The organism is Flavobacterium sp. (genome assembly GCF_039930565.1).
GTDB lineage: Bacteria > Bacteroidota > Bacteroidia > Flavobacteriales > Flavobacteriaceae > Flavobacterium.
Map to the genome: position 1 here is coordinate 1 of NZ_JBDTTP010000004.1, position 24,331 is coordinate 24,331.

At 31.6% G+C, this 24,331-nt stretch carries 20 protein-coding genes; 5 read left to right on the forward strand and 15 right to left on the reverse strand.

The features are described 5' to 3' along the window. On the reverse strand, positions 1 to 481 hold a 481-nt coding region (locus ABI657_RS02160; protein ID WP_348095594.1), incomplete at its 3' end, for a rod shape-determining protein. A 54-nt stretch (positions 482 to 535) separates the two neighbouring features. Further along, complete coding sequence (purH, locus tag ABI657_RS02165; protein ID WP_348095595.1) at positions 536 to 2,062, reverse strand: bifunctional phosphoribosylaminoimidazolecarboxamide formyltransferase/IMP cyclohydrolase; 1,527 nt, start codon at positions 2,060 to 2,062, stop codon at positions 536 to 538. A gap of 164 nt (positions 2,063 to 2,226) precedes the next feature. On the opposite strand from purH, the gene ABI657_RS02170 reads away from it, so the two are divergent. Next, the gene (locus ABI657_RS02170; protein WP_348095596.1) at positions 2,227 to 3,474 is read left to right on the forward strand and encodes an ABC transporter permease; all 1,248 of its coding nucleotides are present in this window, start codon (positions 2,227 to 2,229) and stop codon (positions 3,472 to 3,474) included. A gap of 708 nt (positions 3,475 to 4,182) precedes the next feature. Here the strand turns inward: ABI657_RS02170 and accD are convergent. The 3 genes from accD to ABI657_RS02185 all read right to left on the reverse strand — a co-directional run bounded on the left by accD (position 4,183) and on the right by ABI657_RS02185 (position 8,787). Beyond that, entirely contained in the window at positions 4,183 to 5,037 is an 855-nt protein-coding gene (gene accD / locus ABI657_RS02175) for an acetyl-CoA carboxylase, carboxyltransferase subunit beta (protein ID WP_348095597.1), read from the reverse strand. 67 nt (positions 5,038 to 5,104) lie between these two features. Continuing rightward, positions 5,105 to 6,172 carry a class II fructose-bisphosphate aldolase gene (fbaA, locus tag ABI657_RS02180; RefSeq protein WP_348095598.1) on the reverse strand — a complete coding sequence of 356 codons (1,068 nt, stop codon included), beginning with the start codon at positions 6,170 to 6,172 and terminating at the stop codon, positions 5,105 to 5,107. 59 nt (positions 6,173 to 6,231) lie between these two features. After that, positions 6,232 to 8,787 (reverse strand): BamA/TamA family outer membrane protein, encoded by a 2,556-nt coding sequence (locus tag ABI657_RS02185; protein WP_348095599.1) that lies wholly within the window; start codon positions 8,785 to 8,787, stop codon positions 6,232 to 6,234. Between the two features lie 36 nt (positions 8,788 to 8,823). Here ABI657_RS02185 and ABI657_RS02190 point away from each other — a divergent pair, with 36 nt between their 5' ends. After that, positions 8,824 to 9,552, forward strand: a complete 729-nt coding sequence (locus tag ABI657_RS02190; RefSeq protein WP_348095600.1) for an RNA methyltransferase — start codon at positions 8,824 to 8,826, stop codon at positions 9,550 to 9,552. A 9-nt stretch (positions 9,553 to 9,561) separates the two neighbouring features. On the opposite strand, the gene ABI657_RS02195 is transcribed toward ABI657_RS02190, so the two are convergent. The 4 genes from ABI657_RS02195 to ABI657_RS02210 form a co-directional block, all read right to left on the reverse strand. Then, complete coding sequence (locus ABI657_RS02195) at positions 9,562 to 10,269, reverse strand: porin family protein (protein ID WP_348095601.1); 708 nt, start codon at positions 10,267 to 10,269, stop codon at positions 9,562 to 9,564. Position 10,270: 1 nt separating this feature from the next. Then, on the reverse strand, positions 10,271 to 11,002 hold the full coding sequence (gene ubiE, locus ABI657_RS02200) for a bifunctional demethylmenaquinone methyltransferase/2-methoxy-6-polyprenyl-1,4-benzoquinol methylase UbiE (RefSeq protein WP_348095602.1): 732 nt from the start codon (positions 11,000 to 11,002) through the stop codon (positions 10,271 to 10,273). Between the two features lie 544 nt (positions 11,003 to 11,546). After that, positions 11,547 to 12,029, reverse strand: a complete 483-nt coding sequence (locus tag ABI657_RS02205) for a dihydrofolate reductase (RefSeq protein ID WP_348095603.1) — start codon at positions 12,027 to 12,029, stop codon at positions 11,547 to 11,549. An 11-nt stretch (positions 12,030 to 12,040) separates the two neighbouring features. After that, entirely contained in the window at positions 12,041 to 12,385 is a 345-nt protein-coding gene (locus ABI657_RS02210) for a 2TM domain-containing protein (RefSeq protein ID WP_348095604.1), read from the reverse strand. A 235-nt stretch (positions 12,386 to 12,620) separates the two neighbouring features. Here ABI657_RS02210 and ABI657_RS02215 point away from each other — a divergent pair, with 235 nt between their 5' ends. Further along, positions 12,621 to 12,917, forward strand: a complete 297-nt coding sequence (locus tag ABI657_RS02215) for an isoamylase early set domain-containing protein (protein ID WP_348095605.1) — start codon at positions 12,621 to 12,623, stop codon at positions 12,915 to 12,917. A gap of 36 nt (positions 12,918 to 12,953) precedes the next feature. Here the strand turns inward: ABI657_RS02215 and ABI657_RS02220 are convergent, their stop codons facing one another. The 6 genes from ABI657_RS02220 to ABI657_RS02245 all read right to left on the reverse strand — a co-directional run bounded on the left by ABI657_RS02220 (position 12,954) and on the right by ABI657_RS02245 (position 19,957). Next, positions 12,954 to 13,805, reverse strand: coding sequence for a thymidylate synthase (locus tag ABI657_RS02220; protein WP_348095606.1), 852 nt, complete (start codon positions 13,803 to 13,805; stop codon positions 12,954 to 12,956). 82 nt (positions 13,806 to 13,887) lie between these two features. Then, positions 13,888 to 14,511, reverse strand: coding sequence for a bifunctional nuclease family protein (locus ABI657_RS02225; protein ID WP_348095607.1), 624 nt, complete (start codon positions 14,509 to 14,511; stop codon positions 13,888 to 13,890). Positions 14,512 to 14,674: 163 nt separating this feature from the next. Continuing rightward, positions 14,675 to 15,643: an electron transfer flavoprotein subunit alpha/FixB family protein gene (locus ABI657_RS02230; protein ID WP_348095608.1), complete on the reverse strand. Its 969-nt coding sequence runs from the start codon at positions 15,641 to 15,643 to the stop codon at positions 14,675 to 14,677. Positions 15,644 to 15,726: 83 nt separating this feature from the next. Beyond that, positions 15,727 to 16,473, reverse strand: coding sequence for an electron transfer flavoprotein subunit beta/FixA family protein (locus ABI657_RS02235; RefSeq protein ID WP_348095609.1), 747 nt, complete (start codon positions 16,471 to 16,473; stop codon positions 15,727 to 15,729). Between the two features lie 109 nt (positions 16,474 to 16,582). Next, a complete protein-coding gene (locus ABI657_RS02240; RefSeq protein WP_348095610.1) occupies positions 16,583 to 19,270 on the reverse strand; it encodes a carboxypeptidase-like regulatory domain-containing protein in 2,688 nt (895 codons plus the stop codon). Positions 19,271 to 19,273: 3 nt separating this feature from the next. Continuing rightward, positions 19,274 to 19,957 carry a GLPGLI family protein gene (locus ABI657_RS02245; RefSeq protein WP_348095611.1) on the reverse strand — a complete coding sequence of 228 codons (684 nt, stop codon included), beginning with the start codon at positions 19,955 to 19,957 and terminating at the stop codon, positions 19,274 to 19,276. Between the two features lie 733 nt (positions 19,958 to 20,690). Between ABI657_RS02245 and ABI657_RS02250 the strand changes: the two genes are divergently transcribed. Both ABI657_RS02250 and ABI657_RS02255 read left to right on the forward strand, forming a co-directional pair. After that, on the forward strand, positions 20,691 to 21,668 hold the full coding sequence (locus ABI657_RS02250) for a pyruvate dehydrogenase complex E1 component subunit beta (protein ID WP_348095612.1): 978 nt from the start codon (positions 20,691 to 20,693) through the stop codon (positions 21,666 to 21,668). Between the two features lie 70 nt (positions 21,669 to 21,738). Continuing rightward, the gene (locus tag ABI657_RS02255; protein ID WP_348095613.1) at positions 21,739 to 24,240 is read left to right on the forward strand and encodes a DUF5686 family protein; all 2,502 of its coding nucleotides are present in this window, start codon (positions 21,739 to 21,741) and stop codon (positions 24,238 to 24,240) included. Positions 24,241 to 24,331 lie beyond the last annotated feature (91 nt).

Here is a 24,331-nt window from a genome sequence, read left to right on the forward strand (position 1 = left end):
TATCAACAATCATGTTTCCTTTTGGCTGCATAATATCGATACCAATACCAATTGCAGCTGCCATAGGCTCGTGAATAAGGTAAACTTCTTTTCCGTTTACTCTTTCACAAGATTCTTTTACAGCTCGCATCTCTACTTCAGTGATGCCAGAAGGAATACAGACTACCATTCTTAAAGCCGGAGTAAACATTCTTTTCTTTAATGCTGGAATACTTTTAATGAACATATTGATCATTTTTTCCGAAGCATCAAAATCAGCAATTACACCATCTTTCAAGGGCCTTATGGTCTTGATGTTTTCATGTGTTTTACCCTGCATCATGTTAGCTTCCTTACCAACAGCAATGATTTTGCCTGATATTCTGTCACGTGCAACGATTGACGGACTATCAATAACAACTTTATCATTATGTATGATTAAAGTGTTTGCGGTACCAAGGTCTATCGCAATATCCTCGGTCATGAAATCAAAAAATCCCATAAGTTTTTTAGGGGTTTAGAATGTTATAAATTATTTTGAACAAAGTTAAACAAATTAATGTTTAAAATGACGTGTTCCTGTAAATACCATTGCAAGATTATTTTCGTTGCAATAATTTATGCTTAATTCATCTTTTATTGAACCTCCTGGCTGGATTACTGCTGTAATTCCTGCATTTTTGGCTAATTCTACACAATCCGGAAATGGAAAAAATGCATCGCTTGCCATGGAAGCCCCATTTAAATCAAATCCAAAAGCATTAGCTTTTTCAATAGCCTGCATTAAAGCATCTACTCTTGATGTCTGACCAGTTCCCGATGAAATTAATGTTCCGTTTTTAGCAAAAACAATCGTATTTGATTTGGTGTTTTTACAAATTTTTGAAGCAAATATCAAATCTTCTATTTCGTGAGCGGTAGGCTCTGTAGTAGTAACGGTTTTTAAATGCTCTTTAGTATCTGTAATATTATTTCTGTCCTGAATTAACAAACCGTTAAGACATGTTCTCACTTGTCTTGAAGGTAATTCAACTTCATTTTGAACTAATATAATTCTGTTTTTCTTTTCTTGTAAAACCGCAATTGCATCGTCATCATAACTCGGAGCAATAACTACTTCACAAAACAATTTATTGATTTCCTGAGCTGTAGCTAAGTCTATTTTAGTATTCGCGATTAAAACTCCGCCAAAAGCAGATGTTGGATCACAAGCCAATGCCGCTAAATAAGCTTCGCTAATTGTTTTTCTTGAAGCCAGTCCACAAGCATTATTATGTTTTAAAATTGCAAATGTTGGTCCGTCAGTTTTAAATTCATTAATTAAATTTACTGCAGCATCAACATCTAATAAATTATTATAAGATAACTCTTTTCCGTGAACTTTTTTAAACATTGCATCAAAATCTCCAAAAAAGAATCCTTTTTGATGTGGATTTTCACCATATCTTAAAACCTGACCGCCAGCAATACTTTCTTTGTAAATAGTTTCGTCAGTATTGAAATAATTAAAAATTGCTCCATCATAGTGAGAAGAAACATGGAAAGCTTTTGTAGCCAACAATCTTCTGTTTTCAAGAGTTGTTGCCCCATTTTGCTCTGTAATCAAATCCAAAAGCACACTATATTCGTTTACTGAAGCAACAATTACAGTGTCTTTGAAGTTTTTTGCACCAGCACGAATCAATGAAATTCCGCCAATATCAATTTTTTCAATTATATCCTGTTCGCTGGCACCAGAAGCAACCGTTTTTTCAAACGGGTACAAATCAACAATAACCAGATCAATCTGCGGAATATCAAATTCTTTCATTTGCTGAACATCACTTTCGTTATCCTGACGATTTAATATTCCACCAAAAATTTTCGGATGCAGTGTTTTTACTCTTCCACCAAGAATTTCAGGAAAGGAAGTAATATCTTCAACAGGAACTACCGGAATGCCCAGATTTTTAATGAAATCTTCAGTTCCTCCAGTCGAATAAAGTGTAACGTTTTGTTCGTGTAATTTTCTAACGATAGGCTCTAATCCATCTTTTGAAAAAACAGATATTAAGGCCGATTGTATTGTTTTAGTTGTGCTCATTGTGTAGTTATAATTTTCAGACTGCAAAAGTAGTTTTTTTGATAATATATTTAAAGGAATTCTTGTAACATTATAGTAAAAAAATCTACTGATGAGTAAGTTACCTTTTATTAGGTTTTTGATTTAAATTTATTGAATTTTACTTTATCGCAAAAATAGAATGTATGATAGTTTATCTTAGGTTATTAAAAGAAAGTTTAAGCTTTGCCATAAACGCTTTACGAAATAATAAATTACGGACTTTATTATCGTTACTAGGTGTTACTATTGGTATTTTTTCGATTATTGCCGTATTGGCTGCAGTTGATTCTTTGGATAGAAAAATCTCTAAAGATTTAAGCAGCTTAGATAAAAATACAATCTATTTAATGAAATTCAGTTTTGGTCCATCTGAAATTCCGCAATGGAAGAGAGAACAATTTCCAAATGTAAAATATGATGAATACATAGCGCTTAAAAATTCACTCAGCAATACAGATCAGGTAGGATATCAGCTTTTTGTAAACAGGGAAAGTCTGAAATATGATTCTAAAACTGTTGCAGATGTAAATATTGTTCCTTCATCCTTCGAAATGGTTGATATTGATGGATTAAATTTTGATAAGGGACGATTTTATAATGAATCTGAATCGAATTCAGGAACTGCTGTAATTGTTTTAGGATTTGAAATTGCAGAAGGGCTTTTTGGTACAACAGATCCTATTGGAAAAAATATTAGGTTATACGGCCAGCGTTTTACGGTTATTGGAGTAATGTCAAAACAAGGAGCAGGATTTTTTGGTGATAGTAATGATACATCTGTTTATTTACCAGCCAATTTTTTACGAAGGATGTATGGTGACAGTGATTCGATGACTCCTGTAATTGTTTTAAAGCCTGTAAAAGGGGTAGATATGGAGGCTTACAAGGCAGAAGTTACTCAAAAATTAAGAACAATTCGAGGGATGAAAGCAGGGGATATTGATAATTTTTTTATTAATGTGCTTTCAGGATTTACTGATTTAATTGATGGAATATTAGGACAGATGAATGTAGTGGGATGGATTATCAGCGGATTTTCTCTTTTGGTTGGAGGTTTCGGAATTGCTAACATTATGTTTGTTTCGGTGAAAGAACGAACCAATTTAATTGGAATTCAAAAATCGCTGGGAGCTAAAAATCGATTTATTTTATTCCAATTTTTATTTGAAGCTGTAATTTTATCCGTAATTGGAGGTGTTATTGGGTTATTATTAGTTTGGGGGATTTCGGTTCTTTTAACCACATTACTTGATTTTGAATTTGTTTTAAGTATAGGAAATGTAATTTTAGGAACAAGTTTAGCTGCCATAATTGGATTGATATCGGGAATATTGCCAGCTATTTCTGCTGCAAATTTAGATCCGGTAGAAGCAATCAGAACAGGTATGTAGGTTTTTGATTCTAAGTTTTTGTTTTTTTTATCGGAGGTTTTATAAATTTAATTTCTTCAGGAAATGTGATTTTTGTCCTGTCCCATTTAATATTGTTTGAGAGATAGTAATCATTGTTTTTCTTATATTTAAGAACTGTATCTTCTTCTTGGGTAGTTCTTCCTATATAATAGAAATCACGATCTTTTAAAGATGCTTTTAATGCAGTAATTAAATTAAAAAAACTTTCAGATTTTAAAGTATCTAATTTTGATGAAACAAAAGTTAGATTTCGAAAATCATCCTTATAATTCAGTTTTACAAAATCAGATAAACTTTTACTTGGAATTTCGATTAAATCTTTGGGTTGTAAATTGATAAAATGTGGAATTGTGTCATTTTCAAATCCATTTCCGCAAAAAGGAAATATTGCGTTTCCTTGAAAATAATAATAAACGTATTTGTTCCGTAAATTAGAGAGCCGGGTATTGGAAGTGGAGGAGGTATTTTCTTCTTTTTTAATTCTTATGAAGTTTGACTTTGTTCTTTTGAAATAACATAAGGAATTGACTTTTGAATCTTCTCTTTTTTAGCACAATTCAAAAAAAACACACAAATAATAAAACCAATAAATATTCTTTTCATAAACTAAGATTTGAATTAAAGGTATAAAAAAATCTCACCTGCAATTAAGCGGATGAGATTTTAAATATTTTAGAAGTTTAAAAACTATCTAATATTATTATTCTGAATCAAATCAATATACAAGTTAATCTTGTCTTTCAATTCTTTTCTAGGCGTGATAAAGTCAAGGAAACCGTGCTCTAAAAGAAATTCAGCAGTTTGAAAACCTTCCGGTAAATCTTTTCCTGTAGTATCACGAACTACACGCGGACCGGCAAAGCCAATCAAAGCGCCTGGTTCAGAGATGTTAATATCTCCTAACATGGCATACGATGCAGTTGTTCCTCCGGTTGTAGGATCTGTACAAAGCGAAATATAAGGTAATTTGGCTTCTGCTAATTGCGCTAATTTTACAGATGTTTTGGCTAACTGCATTAATGAATAAGCAGCTTCCATCATGCGGGCTCCACCAGACTTAGAAATCATTACAAAAGGTAATTGGTTTTTGATAGCATGATTAATACCCCTTGCGATTTTTTCTCCTACAACAGCTCCCATAGATCCGCCAATAAAAGCAAAATCCATGCAGCAGATAACTAGTTCTTTTCCTTTAGATTTTCCTACTCCCGTACGCACAGCGTCTTTAAGATGTGTTTTTTCCATTACATCTTTCAGTCTCTCAGCATATTTTTTTGTATCCACAAAATGCAAAGGGTCTTTTGATGTCATGTTTTTATCTAACTCAACAAATTCGTTGTTGTCAAATAAAATTTCAAAATAGGTGGCGCTTCCAATTCTAACGTGAAAATCATCTTCCGGACTAACAAATAAGTTTCGGGCTAATTCGTCAGCGTCAATAATTTTTCCGGTAGGAGATTTATACCACAATCCTTTCGGAACGTCCATCTTATCTTCTGTAGCGGTCGTAATTCCTTTTTCCTGTCTTTTAAACCAAGCCATATTTATTAATTGATAATTGACAATTGATAAATATTGTGATTATCAATTGTCAATTGTTAATTGTTAACTACAAAGTGTTTACGTTATTCAAATCTGCAAAAGCTTGCTCAAGCCTTGCATTGAATGTCACTTCACTTTCACGAACCCATCTTCTTGGGTCGTAATATTTTTTGTTTGGAACATCAGCACCTTCTGGATTACCGATCTGAGATTTCAAATAGTCTATATTTTTAACCATATAATCACGGATTCCTTCAGTAAATGCAAATTGTAAATCTGTATCAATGTTCATTTTGATAACTCCGTAGCTAATTCCTTCTCTGATTTCTTCAAGTGTAGAACCTGAACCTCCGTGGAAAACAAAATCTACAGGATTGTGACCAGTGTTGAATTTGTTTTGAACGAAATCCTGGGAATTTTTTAAGATTTTTGGAGTTAATTTCACGTTTCCTGGTTTGTAAACACCATGAACGTTTCCAAAAGCCGCAGCGATAGTAAACTTAGGGCTTACTTTAGATAATTCTTCGTAAGCATACGCTACTTCTTCTGGCTGAGTATATAATTTTGAACTGTCAACATCAGAGTTGTCAACACCATCTTCTTCACCACCTGTAATTCCAAGTTCGATTTCTAATGTCATGCCCATTTTGCTCATTCTTGCCAAATACTCTTTACAGATCTCAATGTTTTCTTCGATTGGCTCCTCAGACAAATCGATCATATGAGAACTGAATAATGGTTTTCCTGTTTCTGCAAAATGTTTTTCAGATGCATCTAACAAACCATCAATCCAAGGTAATAATTTTTTTGCGCAGTGGTCAGTATGTAAAATTACAGTTGCACCGTAAGCTTCTGCTAAAGTATGAATGTGTTTTGCTCCTGCGATTCCTCCTGCAATTGCTGCTTTTTCACCTGCATTAGATAAACCTTTTCCAGCGTTGAATTGTGCTCCTCCGTTAGAAAATTGAATTATAACCGGAGCATTAAGTTTTGCTGCAGTTTCAAGAACTCCATTAATTGTACTCGATCCGGTAACGTTTACTGCCGGAAGTGCAAATCCTTTTTCTTTTGCATAATTAAAGATTTCCTGTACCTGATCTCCTGTAGCTACTCCTGGTTTAATATTGTGTGCCATTGTAATTCTTTTTTAGTTGTTTTTAGTTTTTAGGTTGCAAAAATAAGAATTAATTAGCATTAGAACGGATAATTTATCCCAAAATTTAAAACCGAGTGCCCAAAATTGTACTCTTTGAACCAACGATTACCCGGCTCATGTGCCGGATTATAAGTCTTAAACCCTAAATCTAAACGAATAACAAAAAAGCTTAAATCATATCGTAAACCAAATCCTGATCCTAACGCAATTTCTTCGAAATCGTTTAAGCTCGAGAATTTTGCCTTTTCATCAGTTACATTATCGAGTACATTCCAGATATTTCCGGCATCGGCAAAAATCGCACCTTTAACATCTCCAGCAATTTTAAACCTAAATTCACCGCTAAGGGCAATTTTCATATTGGCTTCATTAAAGTCATTTACTGCATCTGTACTTCCGGGACCTAACGCATAAGGCTGCCATGCTCTGTTATCATTTGAACCTCCGGCATAATAACTTCGTGTAAAAGGAATGTAATCTGAGTTTCCAAAAGGAATTGCGATACCAAAAAAACTTCTTACTGCTAACACTTTTTCTTTGCCAAAATCCCAGTGTTTGATATAGTCAAATTCTGTTTTTATATATTCTGAATATTCTAAATTAAAGATCTGATATTTATCATTTGAATTTTTAGGTAAACCTGCCACATTTGAAATAGCCGTTAATAAAGTGCCTGCTGATTCTATTTTAGTTTTAAATTGATAAAAAGTATTGTCTGCTAAATCTTTTTTGGTTGTTTTGGTAAAAGTATAACTTGTGGCTAAAATAAAATCATTTTCTGTAAGCCGGACTCTTCTTTCTTCGATGCTTTCTACGTTCTGATATTCATTATTTTGTGGTGTTAATAAAGTGTTTCCGGATAAAACATCATTTGTAAAGCCTCTAGTTCCTTCATTTACAATAAGATTTCCATTACTGTCAACATACGATGGATTGACATTATAAACATTTGCAATGTTGTTTAATTCATCATAAGAAGAAGTATATACTTTATAATAATTATTCGGATTCAAATTACGGATATATTGCGCATTTAGTAAATCTAATTTTGCAGTATTATATCTTTTTGGAGACCAAAGGTAGGACATTCCTCCTGTGAAGCTCTCCTTGTCCAGTCCAATGTTTCTTTGTTTGGAAAAACCAGCTGCTATTGATGTAGATGGAATCATACTTTTAGGAATAATTTTCTCTGTACCAAATGGCATTAAAATTCTAGGGAAATTAAGTTTCATATCAACCCCATATTCTGAAACATTAAAAAAATTATTATTTGGATTTGCCATGTCCTTTGAAGATCCAATATTTAAACGCGCTGAAATTTCTAAAGTTTCAGCTCTGTTAAACACATTCCGAATCGTTTCTGAAACACTGGCTCCAATTCCAAAATCCTGGATGTTAGAATGCGTTAAATCTAAACTAGCTCCAAAACTATATTTTTTTCTTGGTGTTAAATAAACATTTGCAATTAATGACTGAGCTGTCGAATCACGTTTGTCTACTTCATATTGTATGGAAGGATAATTGAAAATTTTCAGATTGTTTAAATAACGCGATGAAAGAGTCGTTCTAAAATCGGCATAAGTCCCCCCCTTTGTAATAAAAATGGCATCTGTAATAGCACGGGGTTTGTATTTTAATTTATCATAACTATACAAATTAAAGTTGTTGTAAGTGGTACTATCCTTAATCCGGCTTTTTGCACGTGCAGGAGAATAATCAGTATAAATATTAACATCACTGATTTTATAAAGTTTAAAGGGTTCGGTTCTACTGGAATCCTTTTCCTGAATACTATTGTTTTTGATAATTAAATTGATATCAGCCTTGTTTTTTTTACCGATAGTATCAACGTCAAAAGTAACATAAGTGGGTTGAAAATAGTAGGCTCCATGATTTCTAAAATAGGTCGTAACACGATTCTTTTCTTCTTCAAAATCACTGCTTTTATATTGATTTCCTGATTTTAAAAAAGAGGGTTCCGGGTTTTTTTTATGCAATGAATCTAGAGCCGGAGTACTAATGGTACTTTTAATAGAATCTAAAATGAAAGCAGGGCCAGTCGTAATGTTGTAATTGATTTTTCCTCTTTTATGAGCCAAAGTGTCAATATCATAATTTGTTGCTACATTAAAATAGCCATTATTAAAATAATAAGATTTTAAGCGAAGTAAAGTTTTTTTAGTTTTTGAAGTATCAATAATTACCGGCGGTTCGCCAGTTCTTTTTAAAAAATCATGAATTCCTTTGTACCAAAATGATTGTCCAAGACGGTCAACTTGTTTAGCAGATAATATTTTTGATTCCCGTTCGTATTTTCCCGGATTATGTTTAAATTTTGCCTGATAGGTGGAGTCAGGATTTAAATTGGCTAGATTGTATAAATTCAAACGCAATTTGTAACCTAATAAAGTACTGTTCGGGTTTTGGTACATTTGGTTTACTGCAGTTTCGTCATTGGTAGACTTTCCATTAGCCAGAATATTGTTTTTTACAAGAAGCATTTTCCCATCCGGAACTCTTTTTACGGCATTACAAGCAGAAATAAATATTGCTATTAAAATAAATGCTCCTATTTTTGTCGAATTCTTTTTCAAGTGTTTTTAATATTTAATTCAAAAGTACATTATTTTATGGTTAGTAAAAACCAAATAAAACTTATCTCAGGTTTACATCAAAAAAAGCAACGTTTCGCAAATCAATTATTTTTCGCAGAAGGGATAAAGGTAATTCAGGAATTATTGCAATCCAATTTTGAATTAGAGCATTTGTTTACCACGCAAAATGATTTTGAAACGGTTGAATTTTCAAAACGTATTTCTATTACAGAACAGGAACTTAAAAAAATAAGTGCTTTAACAACTCCAAATTCATGTTTGGCTGTTTTTAAAATTCCTTCGGAAAATAAAATAATCAACTCAGGTTTAATTGTAGCCTTAGACGATATTCGTGATCCCGGAAATTTAGGGACAATTTTACGCCTTTGCGACTGGTTTGGTATTAGACAAATCATTTGTTCTAAAGAAACCGTTGATATTTATAATCCGAAAGTAGTTCAGGCCACAATGGGATCTATAACAAGAGTAAATGTAAATTATGTCGATTTGAAAGCTTTTATCACTCAAACAGAATTACCGGTTTTTGGAACTTTTATGAACGGAGAAAACATTTACCAATCGAATTTGCCTCAAAACGGAATCATTATTATGGGTAATGAAGCCAAAGGTATTTCAGAAGAGATTGAAAAAATGGTCACAAACCGACTCACGATTCCCAGATTTGGAGCGATGCAAAAAACTGAAAGTTTAAATGTAGCTACCGCAACAGCAATTATTCTTAGTGAGTTTAAACGAAATACTTAGGGTTTTGTTTTAATGAAAAGTAAAATTTATTAAAATTGCCCTTGATTTCATAGAATCAATATTGTCTGTCCATGGACTAGGTGACTTACTATCGCGAATTAATTCATCTGTTATTCCGAAAACACCTCGGATCGAAGGTGAGAAAATAAAGTATTCAGAGAAAAAGTCAACACCAAAACCAAGTTCATAAGCTGATGACCATTGTTTTACCCTGAATTTTTGTTCAAAGTTATCATCCTTTGATTTTGAATTGCTGGATAAATTTAAGGTAGTAGAAAATCCTCCAACCAAAAACGGTCGTACATTTCCTGTACGTAAAGCAGAAAATTTAAGCAATAACGGAAAATGAATATAAGTACTGCTGACTTCTCTTAAATAATCCTGTTCTGAATTGAAATTGGGATAATATAAATCTCGTTTAGTGTAATATATACCTGGTTCAAAACGCAGATTAAGATATTCCTGTAATCTTACATCCGCTACAACTCCGACATTGAATCCGGTTGTTTTTTTTACCTGGATATCCTGTTGCACAACTTCTTTATAATCAAATTTAAAATCAAAACTGTTGAATCCCAAATAATAACCAAAGTAAAGGCGCTGTTTTTGCCAGTTTTCAAGGTTAATAATAGGATCTTTACTAAACATGCTTTTAGCGAATTGTGAATATCCTTTTGCTGAAAAGATTAATAAAATTAAGATTACTGTTTTTTTCATACTATTTTTTAGAAGCTGAATAAATGGTTGCAACTCCAAATGTTTGAGGCATGGCCACAACATCTATAAACCCAATTTTTCTTAAAATATTGTTTAAAGCTTCTCCATATGGAAAAACTGCTGCTGATTCTGATAAATATCCGTAGGCAGAATTGTCTTTTGAAAATAATTTGCCTATAATAGGCAGGATGTTCCTAGTGTAAAATTTATATCCCTGTTTATATGGTGTTCTATCCGGCACAGAAGTTTCTAAAATAACAAATACCCCATTTGGTTTTAAAACTCTTAAGATTTCAGCAAAACCTTTTTCTAAGTTTTCGAAATTCCTAACTCCAAAACTAACTGTTATAGCATCAAAATAATTATCCCCAAAAGGAATTTTTTCAGAATCCGCTAAAACAAGCTCAATAATAGCAGATAATTTTTTTTCTTCGATTTTCTTTTTCCCAACTTCAAGCATTCCGGCAGAAATATCCAAGCCGATAATTTTTTCAGCATTGGTTTGTGCCATTAAAATTGCAAGGTCACCTGTTCCTGTTGCAATGTCCAGAATGATTTTAGGTTTTGTATCTGAAACGATTTTTAATACTTTTTTGCGCCATTTTACATCAATTCCAAATGAAATGACGCGGTTCAGGCTGTCATAATTTCCGGAAATGGTATCAAACATTTGGGCAACCTGTTCTTTTTTGCCTAGTGTGGAATTTTTATATGGAGTTATATTTTCAGACATTTTTTTTAATTTACGCAACAAATATAAGATAAACTATTTAACTGCAATATGTTTCTTTTAATGGGTTAAAAATGTTTTTAGCACTGATTTTGCAAAATCACTAAAAGTGGGTATTGTAAGTGAGATATTTATTAATGAATTTAGCAATTGTAAAAATGTTAATATTTTCAATGATAAATAGAGGTACAATGACCCAAATCAAGTGGGTGCTGTTTGCGCTTGGCATCTCATTTGTTCTTGTAAGCTGTTTTGAAAGTACTGTTTTTGATAACAGTGTTGTATTTAAAGCGCAAAATACGTTCTTAGGATTAAATTTGTTTTTGGAAATTTTAATTTTCTTTGCCTTTAGTACCTTCGTGGTATTTGGTATTAAGGGTTTTTTTGAGATGTACTCTCAAAAAGTATCAAATGTTATTATATTTCTTTCAGGAGTATTCTTAATATTTGTAATTTTTATTTTATGTTATCAAATATTGTTTCTAGAGTAGGTCATTGCTCTACATCATTGAATTAAATAAAAACATCCTCAATAGAGGATGTTTTTTTATTTACGAATGTAAGTTTCATAAGTGTAATCGTAAAGATGATTTTCGTCTTTAAAATTTGGATCAGATTCGACTAATTGCCATTCCTTTTTAGGTATTTCAGGAAAAAAAGCATCTGCTTCAAAGCTATGGTGGACTTTGGTTATTTCTATAATGTCTGCAAACTGCATTCCTAAAGTGTAAATTTCTCCTCCTCCAATAATATAAGAGTCTTCATTTTGTGGACACATAGCTAATGCCTTTTCAATAGTGTCAACTATAATACAACCTTCCGGTTTATAGTGTTCCTGTCTTGAAATCACAATATGTGTTCTGTTGGGTAGTGGTTTAGGAAAGCTTTCAAAAGTTTTTCTTCCCATAATTATATGATGGTTTGTGGTAAGAGATTTGAATCTTTTAAAGTCATTAGGAAGGTGCCACACTAATTTATTCTTTTTTCCCAGAGCATTATTATCTGCGACTGCTGCTATTATTATAATCATGTTATGCTAAACTAATTTTTATTTTCTGAATTCCCGTTAATAGAAGATTCTAATTGATTGATTCTTTTTTGTTGAAGTGCAACCAAACGGTCAATTTGTTCTCTTTCCCATTTTTTATTCATAAATCGATCAGTAATGTAAATTTTTATGAAATGTAAAATAAATATAAAAAGCCATCCTGTAATAATCCAAACACACCAATTTTGCTCTGTTCCAATACTGAATCCAAAAAATCTGTTGGAAACAAATAAAAAGAGGCTTCCTAATGCGAAAAGAACAAAATGAAAATAAAGTATTTTTTTTTGACGAATTCTTCTGCGTGCATATTCGTATTGTTCATGTACTTCCTTTTCCATAAATGTTATTATTAAGCTTATAAAGTTATGATTTATTTTTAAAACATAATATTCTGATTGTAGAATAATTCCTTTAGCAAGGAGTAAGAATTGAAATATTGAAAATATATCAGTCTAAAATAATGAGATGTTTAAAAAAACATCCTTTTTTTGTTATTATCATAAATCGATTTTGTAAGTATTGTTTACTGAAACGAATTCACGAAATTTGTATAAATCTAAAAATGAAATAGTTATGTCTTTGAAGAAGCAATTTGTAAAAACAAAACCAGTTTGTAAAGTAACATTTGCGATTGAAGCAAAAAATGCTAACTCAGCAGCTGTAGTGGGGGATTTTAATAACTGGAATATAGAACAAGGAACATTGAGTAAATTGAAAAATGGAACTTTTAAAGCAACTTATGATTTAGTAAAAGATGCCATTTATGAGTTTAAGTATGTAGTTGACGGCCTTTATATTAATGATCCTGAAGCTGATTCTTATAAATGGAATGATTTTGCAGGCAGTGAAAATAGTATTGTAATAGTATAAGAAATCCGCTTGATTCAAACGGATTTCTATATGATTTTATACAGCAACACTTCCTTTTATGCCGGCATGTGGTTCGTAATCTAAAAGAGTAAAGTCGTTATAATCAAAATCGAAAATATTTTTAATCTCCGGGTTTAAAATCATTTTTGGTAATGGTTTCGGTTCACGGGTTAACTGCAATTCTAACTGTTCAAAATGGTTATTATAAATATGTGCGTCCCCAAAAGTGTGAATGAATTCACCACATTCCAATTCGCAAACCTGGCCAATCATCATGGTCAAAAGTGCATAAGAAGCAATATTAAAGGGAACACCTAAAAAAATATCAGCACTTCTCTGGTATAATTGACAGGAAAGTTTTCCTTTTGTTTCGCCTTTTTCAATATCGGGACTCGAAACATAAAACTGAAAAAAAGCATGACATGGAGGTAAAGCCGCTTTATTGTTGGCAACGTTTTCTTCAAATGCTTTTTTTGTATCCGGTAATACTGATGGATTCCATGCCGAGATTAACATTCTACGGCTATTTGGATTTGTTTTTAATTCAGTAATCAGTTCCGAAATCTGATCAATTTCTTCACTATTCCAGTTACGCCATTGATGTCCGTAAACTGGTCCCAAATCGCCATTTGAATCTGCCCAGGCATCCCAGATTTTCACTCCGTTTTCCTGAAGATATTTAATATTGGTATCGCCTTTTAAAAACCAAAGTAATTCGTAAATGATGGATTTTAAGTGTAATTTTTTTGTTGTAACCATTGGAAAACCTTCACTTAAGTCAAAACGCATTTGGTAACCAAATACACTTTTTGTTCCTGTTCCTGTTCGGTCTCCTTTTTGGCAGCCGTTTTCTAAAACGTGTTTTACTAAATCTAAGTATTGTTTCATATTTTTAGCTGTAAGCTCTACGATATAAGCGCTGCGCTTCAGGAATTTTGCCTAAAACCTATTGTGCTTATAGCAATAATTATCATCTTTTTGAGATTTCGTCTCTAATTTTGGCTGCTTTTTCATAATCTTCCTGGGCTACTGCCTTATCCAAAAGCTCATTTAATTCCTGCAGACTATGTTTTGTATAAAGATTACCAGACTGATTAGTTTCTTCTTCATGTCCAAAAGTTTCAGGATTTGAAAGAACATCGTCTATTTCCTGAGATCCCTGATCAGTTTCTGCCGAATTAGATTTTAAATAAATTCCTGCTTTGTCAAGAATATTTTTATAAGTAAAAATTGGCGCGTTAAATCGTAATGCCAATGCAATAGCATCTGAAGTTCTGGCATCAATAATTTCTTCGATTTTATCTCTTTCACAAATTAAACTCGAATAAAAAACACCGTCAACCAATTTGTGGATAATGACTTGTTTTACCACAATGTCAAATCTTTCTGCAAAGTTTTTGAACAAATCGTGTGTTAATGGGCGAGGGGGTTTAATTTCTTTTTCTAAGGCAATAGCAATTGATTGGGCTTCAAAAGCACCAATGACAATTGGTAATTTTCTTTCGCCATCAACTTCATTCAAAATTAATGCATAAGCGCCATTTTGAGTTTGACTGTATGAAATTCCTTTTATGGACAATTTTACTAGACTCATATATATTGGTAAAAAAGGGCATTTTACTGCCAATTTTAGTACTTTTTTAATTTAAAAATAAAGGTGCAATTTTAATCAAAAAATATGGAACAAAAAAGCTGCCTAAAACAAAGATACGATTATCTTATTTTTAGGCAGCTATATTTTTATAGAGAATTTTAAATTAAGAATGTTGAGCTTTAAAAGCTTTTAATTTTTCTGTTAGTTTAGGAATAATTTCAAAAGCGTCTCCAACAATTCCATAATCAGCAACTTTAAAGAATGGAGCTTCAGGATCATTATTAATAACTACTTTTACTTTAGATGAGTTAATTCCTGCAATATGCTGGATCGCACCCGAAATACCTACTGCAATGTATAAGTTTGTTGCGACTGGTTTTCCTGTTTGGCCAACGTGTTCACTGTGGGGTCTCCATCCTAAATCGGAAACTGGTTTAGAACATGCAGTTGCAGCACCTAAAACAGCAGCTAAATCCTCTATTAGCCCCCAGTTTTCAGGACCTTTCAATCCGCGTCCGCCAGAAACTACAATATCAGCATCAGCTATAGATACTTTACCGCTTGCTTTTTCTACAGATTCTACTTTTACACCAAAATCATTATCTCCAATTGTTGGATTAAAATCTTCTTCAGTTGCAGAACCTGCACTTTCAAAAATTCCGTAAGAGTTTTTAGCAAGACCCAAAACTTTTACATCTGTAGCGATTTCGGTAATATTGAAAGCCTTGTTTGAGAAAGCATTCCTTTTTACCTGAAAAGGTGAAGTGCTAACTGGTAATCCTACAACATTGGAAGCAAATCCAGCATTCAATGCAACAGCCACCAATGATGAAAGATAAATACTGTCTGTAGTAGAAGAAAGCAAAACTACTTTTGTTCCTTCTTTTTCAGCAGCTTGTTTGATTACGTCAGCATACGCCTTAGCTGTAAAGCCTGCTAATTTATCGTTGGTTACTTTTAATACTTTATCGACTCCGTATTTAGCTAATTCATTAACATTGCTATTGTTAACAGTTAAGGCTGTAACGGTTGTTCCTAAAATTTCGGCTAGTTTTTTAGCGTACGAAGCTAATTCAAATGCTACTTTTTTAAATTTTCCTTCTGCAGATTCTGCATATATTAATATTGACATAATTTCTATTATTTTGAATGTTGAATTATAAATTTTAATGAAATTGTGAATTTTAAATGTAAATATTAATTCACAATTTAAAATTATATAACCTTTGCTTCGTTGTGTAATAAATTAACTAACTCATCTAAATTATCAGCCGAGATTAATTTTACTGCTGATTTAGGATCAGGTTTTTCGAATTTTACTGCTTTTGTATTTACAGGGGCATCCACTGGTTCAAGAATTGTAAGTGCTTTTGTTCTGGCAGTCATAATTCCTCTCATATTTGGGATACGTAAATCTTTTTCTTCAACAAGACCTTTTTGACCGCCAATAATTAATGGTAAAGTAGTGCTTACCGTTTCTTTTCCACCGTCAATTTCACGAACAGCTTTTACATTGTTTCCATCAACAGTTAAAGAAGTACAAGAGTTTAAAAAATTAGAACCTAAAATTCCGGCAATCATTCCGGGAACCATTCCTCCATTATAATCTAAAGATTCTTTTCCTGCAATTACTAAATCATAGCCACCAGTTTTAATTACTTCAGCTAATTGTTTAGCAACAAAAAAACCATCAGTTGGATTAGCATTTACACGTATTGCTTCGTTTGCGCCAATTGCCAAAGCTTTACGCAAAGTTGGTTCAGTATCAGGACCACCAACATTTACAACTGTTACCGTAGCACCTTGTTGTTCCTGAAACCAAATGGCACGTGTTAAACCAAACTCGTCATTAGGATTAATTACATATTGTACACCACTGGTATCAAACTCTGAGTCACCATTGGAGAAGTTAATTTTTGAAGTAGTATCAGGCACATGGCTGATGCAAACTAATATTTTCATAAGTATATATTTTATATTTATAATATTCTTTTACAAATTTAGAATTTAATTTGGAATAATTATACTATGCATGCATAATATTTTTAAAAACTATTACGATTTCGGGGATTTACAATTTCAATTTAATATTTAGCAGGAAATAACCGGATAAGGTTTTATAAATATTCTGTTCTGTAAAATTATCTAATCGGGTCAGGGAAATTTGTTCATTATTTTTGATGTTCAAAATATCATAACCAATTAAACTCATCTCTACTTTAGATTTAGGAAAAACATATCTAAGTTTTGGATTTAACTCATATGTATCATTAGAGGATATATTGGACTCAAATTTCTTATAAGAAAATTTCGTTGTAAAAGAAATTCCTTTAGAAATTTTATAACTGACTTCTGTATATGGATTTATGACAGATAAGTAATTTGATGATATGTCGTCTTTGTAATTATCTTTTGCATACAAAAAGCCTGTTTCAATTTGAAAACTTGTTTCTTTAAATCTGGAAAGAATAGAAAAATAACCGGATATAGATTTAGAATTTAAACTTTGATTTTGATTGTTGTAAAAGAAATCTTTATTACTGTCAGAATATGATGCACTGCTTCTAACAGAAAATGGAATCTTAGAAAATGTTTTCTCTAAAAATACTAAAGAATTAAATCTGTTTTCTAATGGAGCTAACTTATAGGAAAGAGTATTTAAAACAGAAGTTGAAATCGAATTACTTGAAATGATATTTTTTGATTTAAAATAAGAAACATTTGCAATTAATGAAAATCTGTTTTTTGAATTAAAATAAAAATAATCCATAACTGTTTGAAAGTTAGGAGTTATAATGTCAAATTTTATATCCTGATTGGAAAAAATTGTTCTGTAATTGCTTATGATTTCACCTTGTATGAGATTGTCTGCTTTTGCTAAATTATTATTTTTACTATAACTTAATTTAAGATAATGACTCGAATTGAAATCTTTTTTTAGAGTGAATTTTGGCGCAAAAAATGTCTTGGAATTAAATTCGCTATTGAATTCATAATCTATTTTGGAATAAGATAATGATGATGTAAATGTAGTTTTACTGAATAATTTGAATTTAGTATCAAAACCTAGAGTGTTGTTTTTTTTAATGAAATCCATGTTGTTTTCAAATTGGGAAAATCGAATTTCATTATTCTGAAAAATCTCTTTTTGCCTATTTGATTCCAAAAACAAATTAAAATTCAACTTTTTTATTTTAAAAAAATAGTCTGATTTAAAAATAATTTCATTTCTGCTTATTTTAGTTTTTTGAAATATTTCATAGTTTGAATCATCAAAGATTAAATTTAAAAATTCATTGTTTGAATTTATATTCAAGCCATTCTTAGATTCTAAAATGTTTTGTTTTAGTGTTACGTTTAGACCTTTGTCTTTTTTAAAAATGGTATTAAAATTGAATTGATGGGTTAGATCAAAGTTAGAAAATTCTATTTTGTTTGATAAAAGGTTTGTATTGTTCTCAATTTCGGATTTATTATTTTTATCCAATCCGGAAAAGGAAATTTTATAGTTTAATAATGATTTTTCATTGAATTTTGCCGCAATATCGAAATGTGAAATATTAATTTTAGATTTTTCATTTATATTCTTTATTTCTTTATTGATCAAAGGATTAGGTTCGGTAAAGTACTGTTGGATGATTGATTGTTCTTCTAGTTGATCGGTATTGTTAATAATTGAATAAAAATTTATTTGTACTTTTTTTATGGGGGAATACTTTAAATTTAATCCTGTAAAATAAGAAGATCTCATTTTGACATTATTTCCGATTGTTAGAAAACGAGGAAGTTCTTCGTTTCTTGTAAAAGTGGTTTCTCCGGTTGTATTCTCTTCTTTTTGATTCACAAAATTCATGTAGTCATCAACAGAAATAGAAAGTTGTCCGGTATTATTTGAGTCGCTAATTAAACTTAATAATAACTTTTTTCTAAAGCTAAATAAAGTAGAGTGTAATTTGTATTTAGAATCATTACCAATGCCTGCCTCAATATTGCCCGTTATCTTGTTTTTAAATTGTTCCTTTATATTTATATTAATTGCGGTAATATCAGATTTTTCATTTGTTCTCAGATTTTTAAATTCAGTGTAATTCTTAATGAGCTCAATGTTTTTAATCATTTCTGAGCTTATATTTTCAGTGGCAATTTTTTGTTGATTGATAAAAAATTCTTCACCATTAATTAATAGTTTATCGACATTTTTTCCGTTTGCTTTAATTTTTCCTTGTTGGTCAATATCCAATCCGGGAAGTTTTTTGATTACATCTTTTAATGTTTCCTCAGTTCCGTTCATGAATTTTTCAATTCGGTATCTTAAAGTATCTCCGATTTCAGTAATACCTCTGTTTTCGTTTTTTATAATAACGTCTTTTAGTTCAATCTGATTTTCCTGAAGAATAATATTTTCAAGATTTAAAAATTTTTTGTCTATTTCGATTATTTTGATAAGTGTAGAGTAGCCAAATGCAGTTATTTTAAGATTATAATTAGCTTTTTCTTTTATTTCGAGCTTGTAGAGACCATTTTTGTCAGTTTGAATAAATGCTATAGTGTTGTCCGTTTTTATATTTTTTATTTGGACAGTTGCCTGATCAATAGGAATGTTTTTGGAGTTAATAATTTTTCCAGTAACGACACTTTGAGAATGTAGGGATATAGTAAACAGAAAAAAAAGCAGGTAAACTGCTTTTTTTAAATAAAATTTATTTTGTGAATGAATATTTTTTAAATAAAATTTATTTTGTGAATGAATAAAAGTCATGATTTATTTTCGTTGGGCCAGATATTCCTCAAAACTCATTTCTTTGGCTGAATTATTTGGTTGTTCAATTACTGTGTTTTCTTCGCTAAAAGCTAATTTTTGAAATGTTAAAATAGATTTATCATCTAATTCTAATTGAATGATAAAACCAGGTAAGCCACTATAAAACATAGGTCCATCATTTATGGGGATCTCTTCTGTGTACCAAGCTGTAATATTTTGATTAGAGTTAAATTCGGTATTTTTAGTTGTTGCTTTTTTGCAAGTGAAGCCGTTTATAATTTTACTTTCAGGATATAGTTTCCAATTATGTGATGGAAGTTTTATTTTGACATTTGTATCGACCCCATCGTTTGTCATTAAGACTTTATATGTTTTTGAATCAAAATCTTTATAATTAATTACTGCTGATGATAAGTGAACAGTAGAGGTTGTTGCTATTTTATCGTCGTATTTTTCTATGAAAATAGTATCAATAGATGTTTTTTGAATACTAATTAATTTTTGGATAGATTTTTTTTGAGAATAAACATAATTGAAAACTTCTGCTTTTTTTGCTTTCTCAGATAAAGATGGATTGTCTCCACTACCTTTTAGTTGTTGTCTGGTATAGATACCCTTTAGACTTTGGGATTGTAGTTGATATGAGAATAATATAAAAAAGAGTATAACAATATTTACTTTCATATTTTTTGTTGACATTAGATTTCTTACAAAGTTATTAATTTGATGTTTTATAAAGTCATAAAATCTGTACAACTTTAAATTGTACAGATTTACATGATTACAAATTCTATTTGTCTTGGTTAATTTAAATTATACCAAGTACAATGATAAGTTTCAGTAGTCGTTGTGTTACCTGCCATATCAGGAGCACTTGTGTCAGTAGATGCTAAATAACAAAACCAAACATCCTCTTCATTATTGGATTTGTCCTCATAAGTTATTACTGATTCTTTTGCAGTCAAAACAGTTGATTTAACCTCTTTGTCTTTTGCGAAACCTGAAAATGCTACAAGTGCAAAACTTAAATTTATACTTACAAAGTAAAATATAATAAATTAATTTTGAAAGTTTTTATTTACTTTTTGCTGAATTATAAAATTCAATTTGTGTTAATGTGAAATAAACAATTTATTGAGCTGAAATTTAGATTTAGCTAATTGTTTGTATTGTAAATGTAATTTTAACATTAGAATAAAAAACAAATTATTAGAAGTTTGTAGAAAAAAAATATTTATTTATGAAATTTGCATAAAGAAATCGATTTCGTAGTTATGAAATCGGTTTTTTTATAAGTCAAAACTTCAATAAAATGTAATTAATGCAGAGTGCTACTTTTTTTAAACTCAATTTATGCTTTTAAGTAATTTAAAATATTTATTTTTGCTCTTCAGAAAAAAGAACATAACATACAACTATGAGAACAATACAATTTAGAGAGGCCATTTGCGAAGCGATGAGCGAAGAAATGCGTCACGATGAATCCATATATTTAATGGGCGAAGAAGTTGCAGAATATAACGGAGCTTACAAAGCTTCAAAAGGAATGCTTGCTGAGTTTGGCGAAAAAAGAGTAATCGATACTCCAATTGCAGAGCTTGGTTTTACAGGGATTGCAGTAGGATCAGCGATGAATGGCTGTCGTCCTATCGTAGAATATATGACTTTCAACTTCTGTTTGGTTGGTATTGATCAAATTATAAATAATGCTGCTAAAATGCGTCAAATGACTGGTGGACAGTTTAATGTGCCAATCGTTTTTCGCGGACCTACTGCTTCTGCAGGTCAATTAGGGGCAACTCACTCTCAGGCTTTAGAAAACTGGTTTGCTAATACTCCGGGGCTTAAAGTTATTGTTCCTTCAACTCCTTACGATGCAAAAGGACTTTTGAAATCAGCCATTCGTGATAATGACCCCGTAATTTTTATGGAATCTGAGCAAATGTATGGTGACAAAGGCGAAGTTCCGGACGGAGAATATACAATTCCACTGGGAGTTGCTGATATTAAACGTGAAGGAACGGATGTTACTATTGTTTCTTTCGGAAAAATCATCAAGGAAGCTTTTATTGCTGCTGATGAATTAGCAAAAGAAGGAATTTCATGTGAGATTATCGATTTAAGAACCGTTCGTCCAATGGATAACGATGCGATCTTAAAATCAGTTAAGAAAACAAACCGTTTGGTAATTCTAGAAGAAGCATGGCCTTTTGCCAGTATTTCATCTGAAATCACATACATTGTACAAGAACAGGCTTTTGATTTTCTTGATGCGCCAATTCAGCGTATTACAACAGCAGATACACCTGCGCCTTACTCTCCTGTTTTGCTAAAAGACTGGCTGCCAAATGCGGCTGATGTAGTAAAAGCAGTAAAAAAAGTAATGTATAAATAATAAAATAAACAATGCTCATAAAACTTCATCAGTCATACTATAATTGATGAAGTTTTTTTTTTGCCGGATTATGAAAAAAATAATTTTACTCTGCCTGTTTTTTGTATTTGTACTTGCAAATATTGCTACTGCACAGACCAAAGTGAGTGGAATCGTTTTAGATAAATCCAATCAGCCTATTCCCTTTGCAAATGTTGTTTTTAAAGGTTCCAATACCGGAATAGTTTCGAATGAAGATGGACGTTTTTATCTTGAATCGCCCACTACCTATACCACATTAATAATAACTTCTGCTGGTTTTTCAGATAAGGAAGTGGAACTTGAAAAAGCGGTAAATTACAATTTTAAAGTTGTTTTGGGAGAAGCTGAAGCACTCAATGAAGTCGTGATATTTTCTGGTAAAACATCCAAAAAAAATAATCCTGCGCTGGATATTCTAAGAAAGATCTGGGAAAGAAAACGTAAAAACGGACTCTACCAGTTCAATCAGTATCAATTGCAGAAATACGAAAAAATAGAGTTTGATATGAACACGATTGATAGTGCTTTTATGGAAAACAAACTCTTTAAAGGAATGGAGTTTATATTTCAGCATGTTGATACTTCTGATGTAACCGGGAAAACATATCTTCCAATTTTTATCAACGAATCCATGTATGATGTTTACGGTGATAATAAATTAAAGAAAACAAAAGAAAATATTAAAGCAAGCAAAACATCAGGATTTAATGGCAATCAGCAGATTTTGTCTTTTGTAAAAGATTTATACTCAGATTATAATATTTACGATAATCATCTTACCTTTTTTGATAAAAGTTTTACCAGTCCTCTTTCAAAAACAGGAATTGATGTTTATAATTATGTATTGAAAGACAGCGCTTACATTGATAAAAAATGGTGTTTTAATATTGTTTTTTATCCAAGACGTAAAAACGAATTGACTTTTAAAGGTGATTTTTGGGTAAACGATACCACTTTTGCCATCAAGAAAATTAATATGGCAGTTACTAAAAGTGCCAATATTAACTGGATAAAAGATATTTATATCGAACAGGAATTTGATGTTCAAAATGATTCGGTTTTTCTGTTGACACGCGATTATATGATGTCTGATTTTGCTTTAAATAAAAAAGAAAAATCTAAAGGGGTTTATGGAAAACGAACTACCTTATACAGGGACCATAAATTTAATATTGAGAAACCTGAAAAATTTTATAAGGAAGAAGTTAATTATATAGATAATGAGGTTTATAATAAACCGGAAGAATTCTGGAATGAAAATCGTTTCGAAAAGCTAAATAAAGACGAAGAAGGCATTTATAAAATGCTTGATACCTTGCAGACGGTCAAGAAATTCAGGCAACTCTATAATCTGGTTTCTATTTTAGGAAGCGGATATGTAGAATTTAAAAACTTCGATTACGGGCCTATTTTTTCTACATTTGGTTATAATGAAGTCGAGGGGCTAAGACTAAGAGTAGGAGGAAGGACTTATTTTGGGCAAAATGATCCCTGGCGAATCCAGGCATACACGGCTTATGGTTTTGATGATGACAAATTCAAATATGGTGTATCCGGAAAATGGATGGTGGATAAGAAAAAAAGAGTCATAATTTCGGGAGGAAACAGACGTGATATTGAACAAATTGGCGCCAGTTTAACTACAACTAATGATGTTTTAGGCCGAAGTTTTGCATCATCTGCCCTATTTACTTCGGGAAGCAACGGAAAATTGACCAACATTAATTTGAGTAATGTTTCTGTCGAAATGGAACCCATGAAAAACTTTGTTGTTCAGGCTGGAATTTCATATCGAACCTTAGCATCAGCATCGCCAACTTTCAGTTTAGATTATTACACAACTTTGCCAACTATTGCAAATCCAGCAGGTGTTGTGGCAGGCGAAGTAAAACAGTTTGAGGCCAACGTTCAATTCGAGTTCATGCCTAATCGAAAAACTATTGGTTTTGGTGTAGAACGTGATCTTGTTGACAGTCCGTTCAGCCATTTCTTTGTTAATTTCAGTTATGGACTAAAAGGGGTTTTAGACAGTGATTTCGCTTATGAAAAAATTCAGCTATTTTATAAACAGCCTATTATCATTGGACCATTAGGAAGATCAAATATTATTTTGGAAACCGGAAAAACCTTTGGTGCAATTCCGCTGGGATTAATGAGCGTAGTTCCCGGGAATCAGACTTACTTTACAATCGAAAACACATTTAGTAACCTAAATTTCTACGAATTCATAACCGATCAGTATACCACTTTGCAATGGAATCATGATTTTGGGGGAAGACTATTCTCCAGAATTCCGTTTATGAGAAAACTAAACTGGAGGGAATTTGTAGGTGTAAAAGGAGTTTACGGAACAATCTCGAATGAAAACAGAGCGATAAACGCTTCTGATCAGCCATATGTCGCACCAGAAAATGTATACTGGGAATACAATGCCGGAATAGGAAATATCTTCAAGGTTTTCAGAATCGATTTCTCGTGGAGAGGAAGTTATCTAAACACTCCTGACGCTAATAAATTTGCCGTAAAAGGATCTTTCGGATTCTATTTCTAAAACAGATATGGTTATTTTCAATAAAAAAGAAATCTCAACATCATAACGAACCATGTTGAGATTTTTTTTTTAATTTATACAAGTTTAATTA

What these genes read in the sequence shown, in the direction of transcription:
- ABI657_RS02235 (WP_348095609.1), bottom strand. Translation starts at nt 16,473, where the DNA reads ATGAAAATATTAGTTTGCATCAGCCATGTGCCTGATACTACTTCAAAA.
- ABI657_RS02255 (WP_348095613.1), top strand. Translation starts at nt 21,739, where the DNA reads ATGAAAAAAATAATTTTACTCTGCCTGTTTTTTGTATTTGTACTTGCA.
- ABI657_RS02190 (WP_348095600.1), top strand. Translation starts at nt 8,824, where the DNA reads ATGGTTAGTAAAAACCAAATAAAACTTATCTCAGGTTTACATCAAAAA.
- ABI657_RS02210 (WP_348095604.1), bottom strand. Translation starts at nt 12,385, where the DNA reads ATGGAAAAGGAAGTACATGAACAATACGAATATGCACGCAGAAGAATT.
- purH (WP_348095595.1), bottom strand. Translation starts at nt 2,062, where the DNA reads ATGAGCACAACTAAAACAATACAATCGGCCTTAATATCTGTTTTTTCA.
- ABI657_RS02225 (WP_348095607.1), bottom strand. Translation starts at nt 14,511, where the DNA reads ATGAGTCTAGTAAAATTGTCCATAAAAGGAATTTCATACAGTCAAACT.
- ABI657_RS02250 (WP_348095612.1), top strand. Translation starts at nt 20,691, where the DNA reads ATGAGAACAATACAATTTAGAGAGGCCATTTGCGAAGCGATGAGCGAA.
- ABI657_RS02220 (WP_348095606.1), bottom strand. Translation starts at nt 13,805, where the DNA reads ATGAAACAATACTTAGATTTAGTAAAACACGTTTTAGAAAACGGCTGC.
- ubiE (WP_348095602.1), bottom strand. Translation starts at nt 11,002, where the DNA reads ATGTCTGAAAATATAACTCCATATAAAAATTCCACACTAGGCAAAAAA.
- accD (WP_348095597.1), bottom strand. Translation starts at nt 5,037, where the DNA reads ATGGCTTGGTTTAAAAGACAGGAAAAAGGAATTACGACCGCTACAGAA.
- ABI657_RS02230 (WP_348095608.1), bottom strand. Translation starts at nt 15,643, where the DNA reads ATGTCAATATTAATATATGCAGAATCTGCAGAAGGAAAATTTAAAAAA.
- ABI657_RS02170 (WP_348095596.1), top strand. Translation starts at nt 2,227, where the DNA reads ATGATAGTTTATCTTAGGTTATTAAAAGAAAGTTTAAGCTTTGCCATA.
- ABI657_RS02245 (WP_348095611.1), bottom strand. Translation starts at nt 19,957, where the DNA reads ATGAAAGTAAATATTGTTATACTCTTTTTTATATTATTCTCATATCAA.
- ABI657_RS02240 (WP_348095610.1), bottom strand. Translation starts at nt 19,270, where the DNA reads ATGACTTTTATTCATTCACAAAATAAATTTTATTTAAAAAATATTCAT.
- ABI657_RS02195 (WP_348095601.1), bottom strand. Translation starts at nt 10,269, where the DNA reads ATGAAAAAAACAGTAATCTTAATTTTATTAATCTTTTCAGCAAAAGGA.
- fbaA (WP_348095598.1), bottom strand. Translation starts at nt 6,172, where the DNA reads ATGGCACACAATATTAAACCAGGAGTAGCTACAGGAGATCAGGTACAG.
- ABI657_RS02215 (WP_348095605.1), top strand. Translation starts at nt 12,621, where the DNA reads ATGTCTTTGAAGAAGCAATTTGTAAAAACAAAACCAGTTTGTAAAGTA.
- ABI657_RS02205 (WP_348095603.1), bottom strand. Translation starts at nt 12,029, where the DNA reads ATGATTATAATAATAGCAGCAGTCGCAGATAATAATGCTCTGGGAAAA.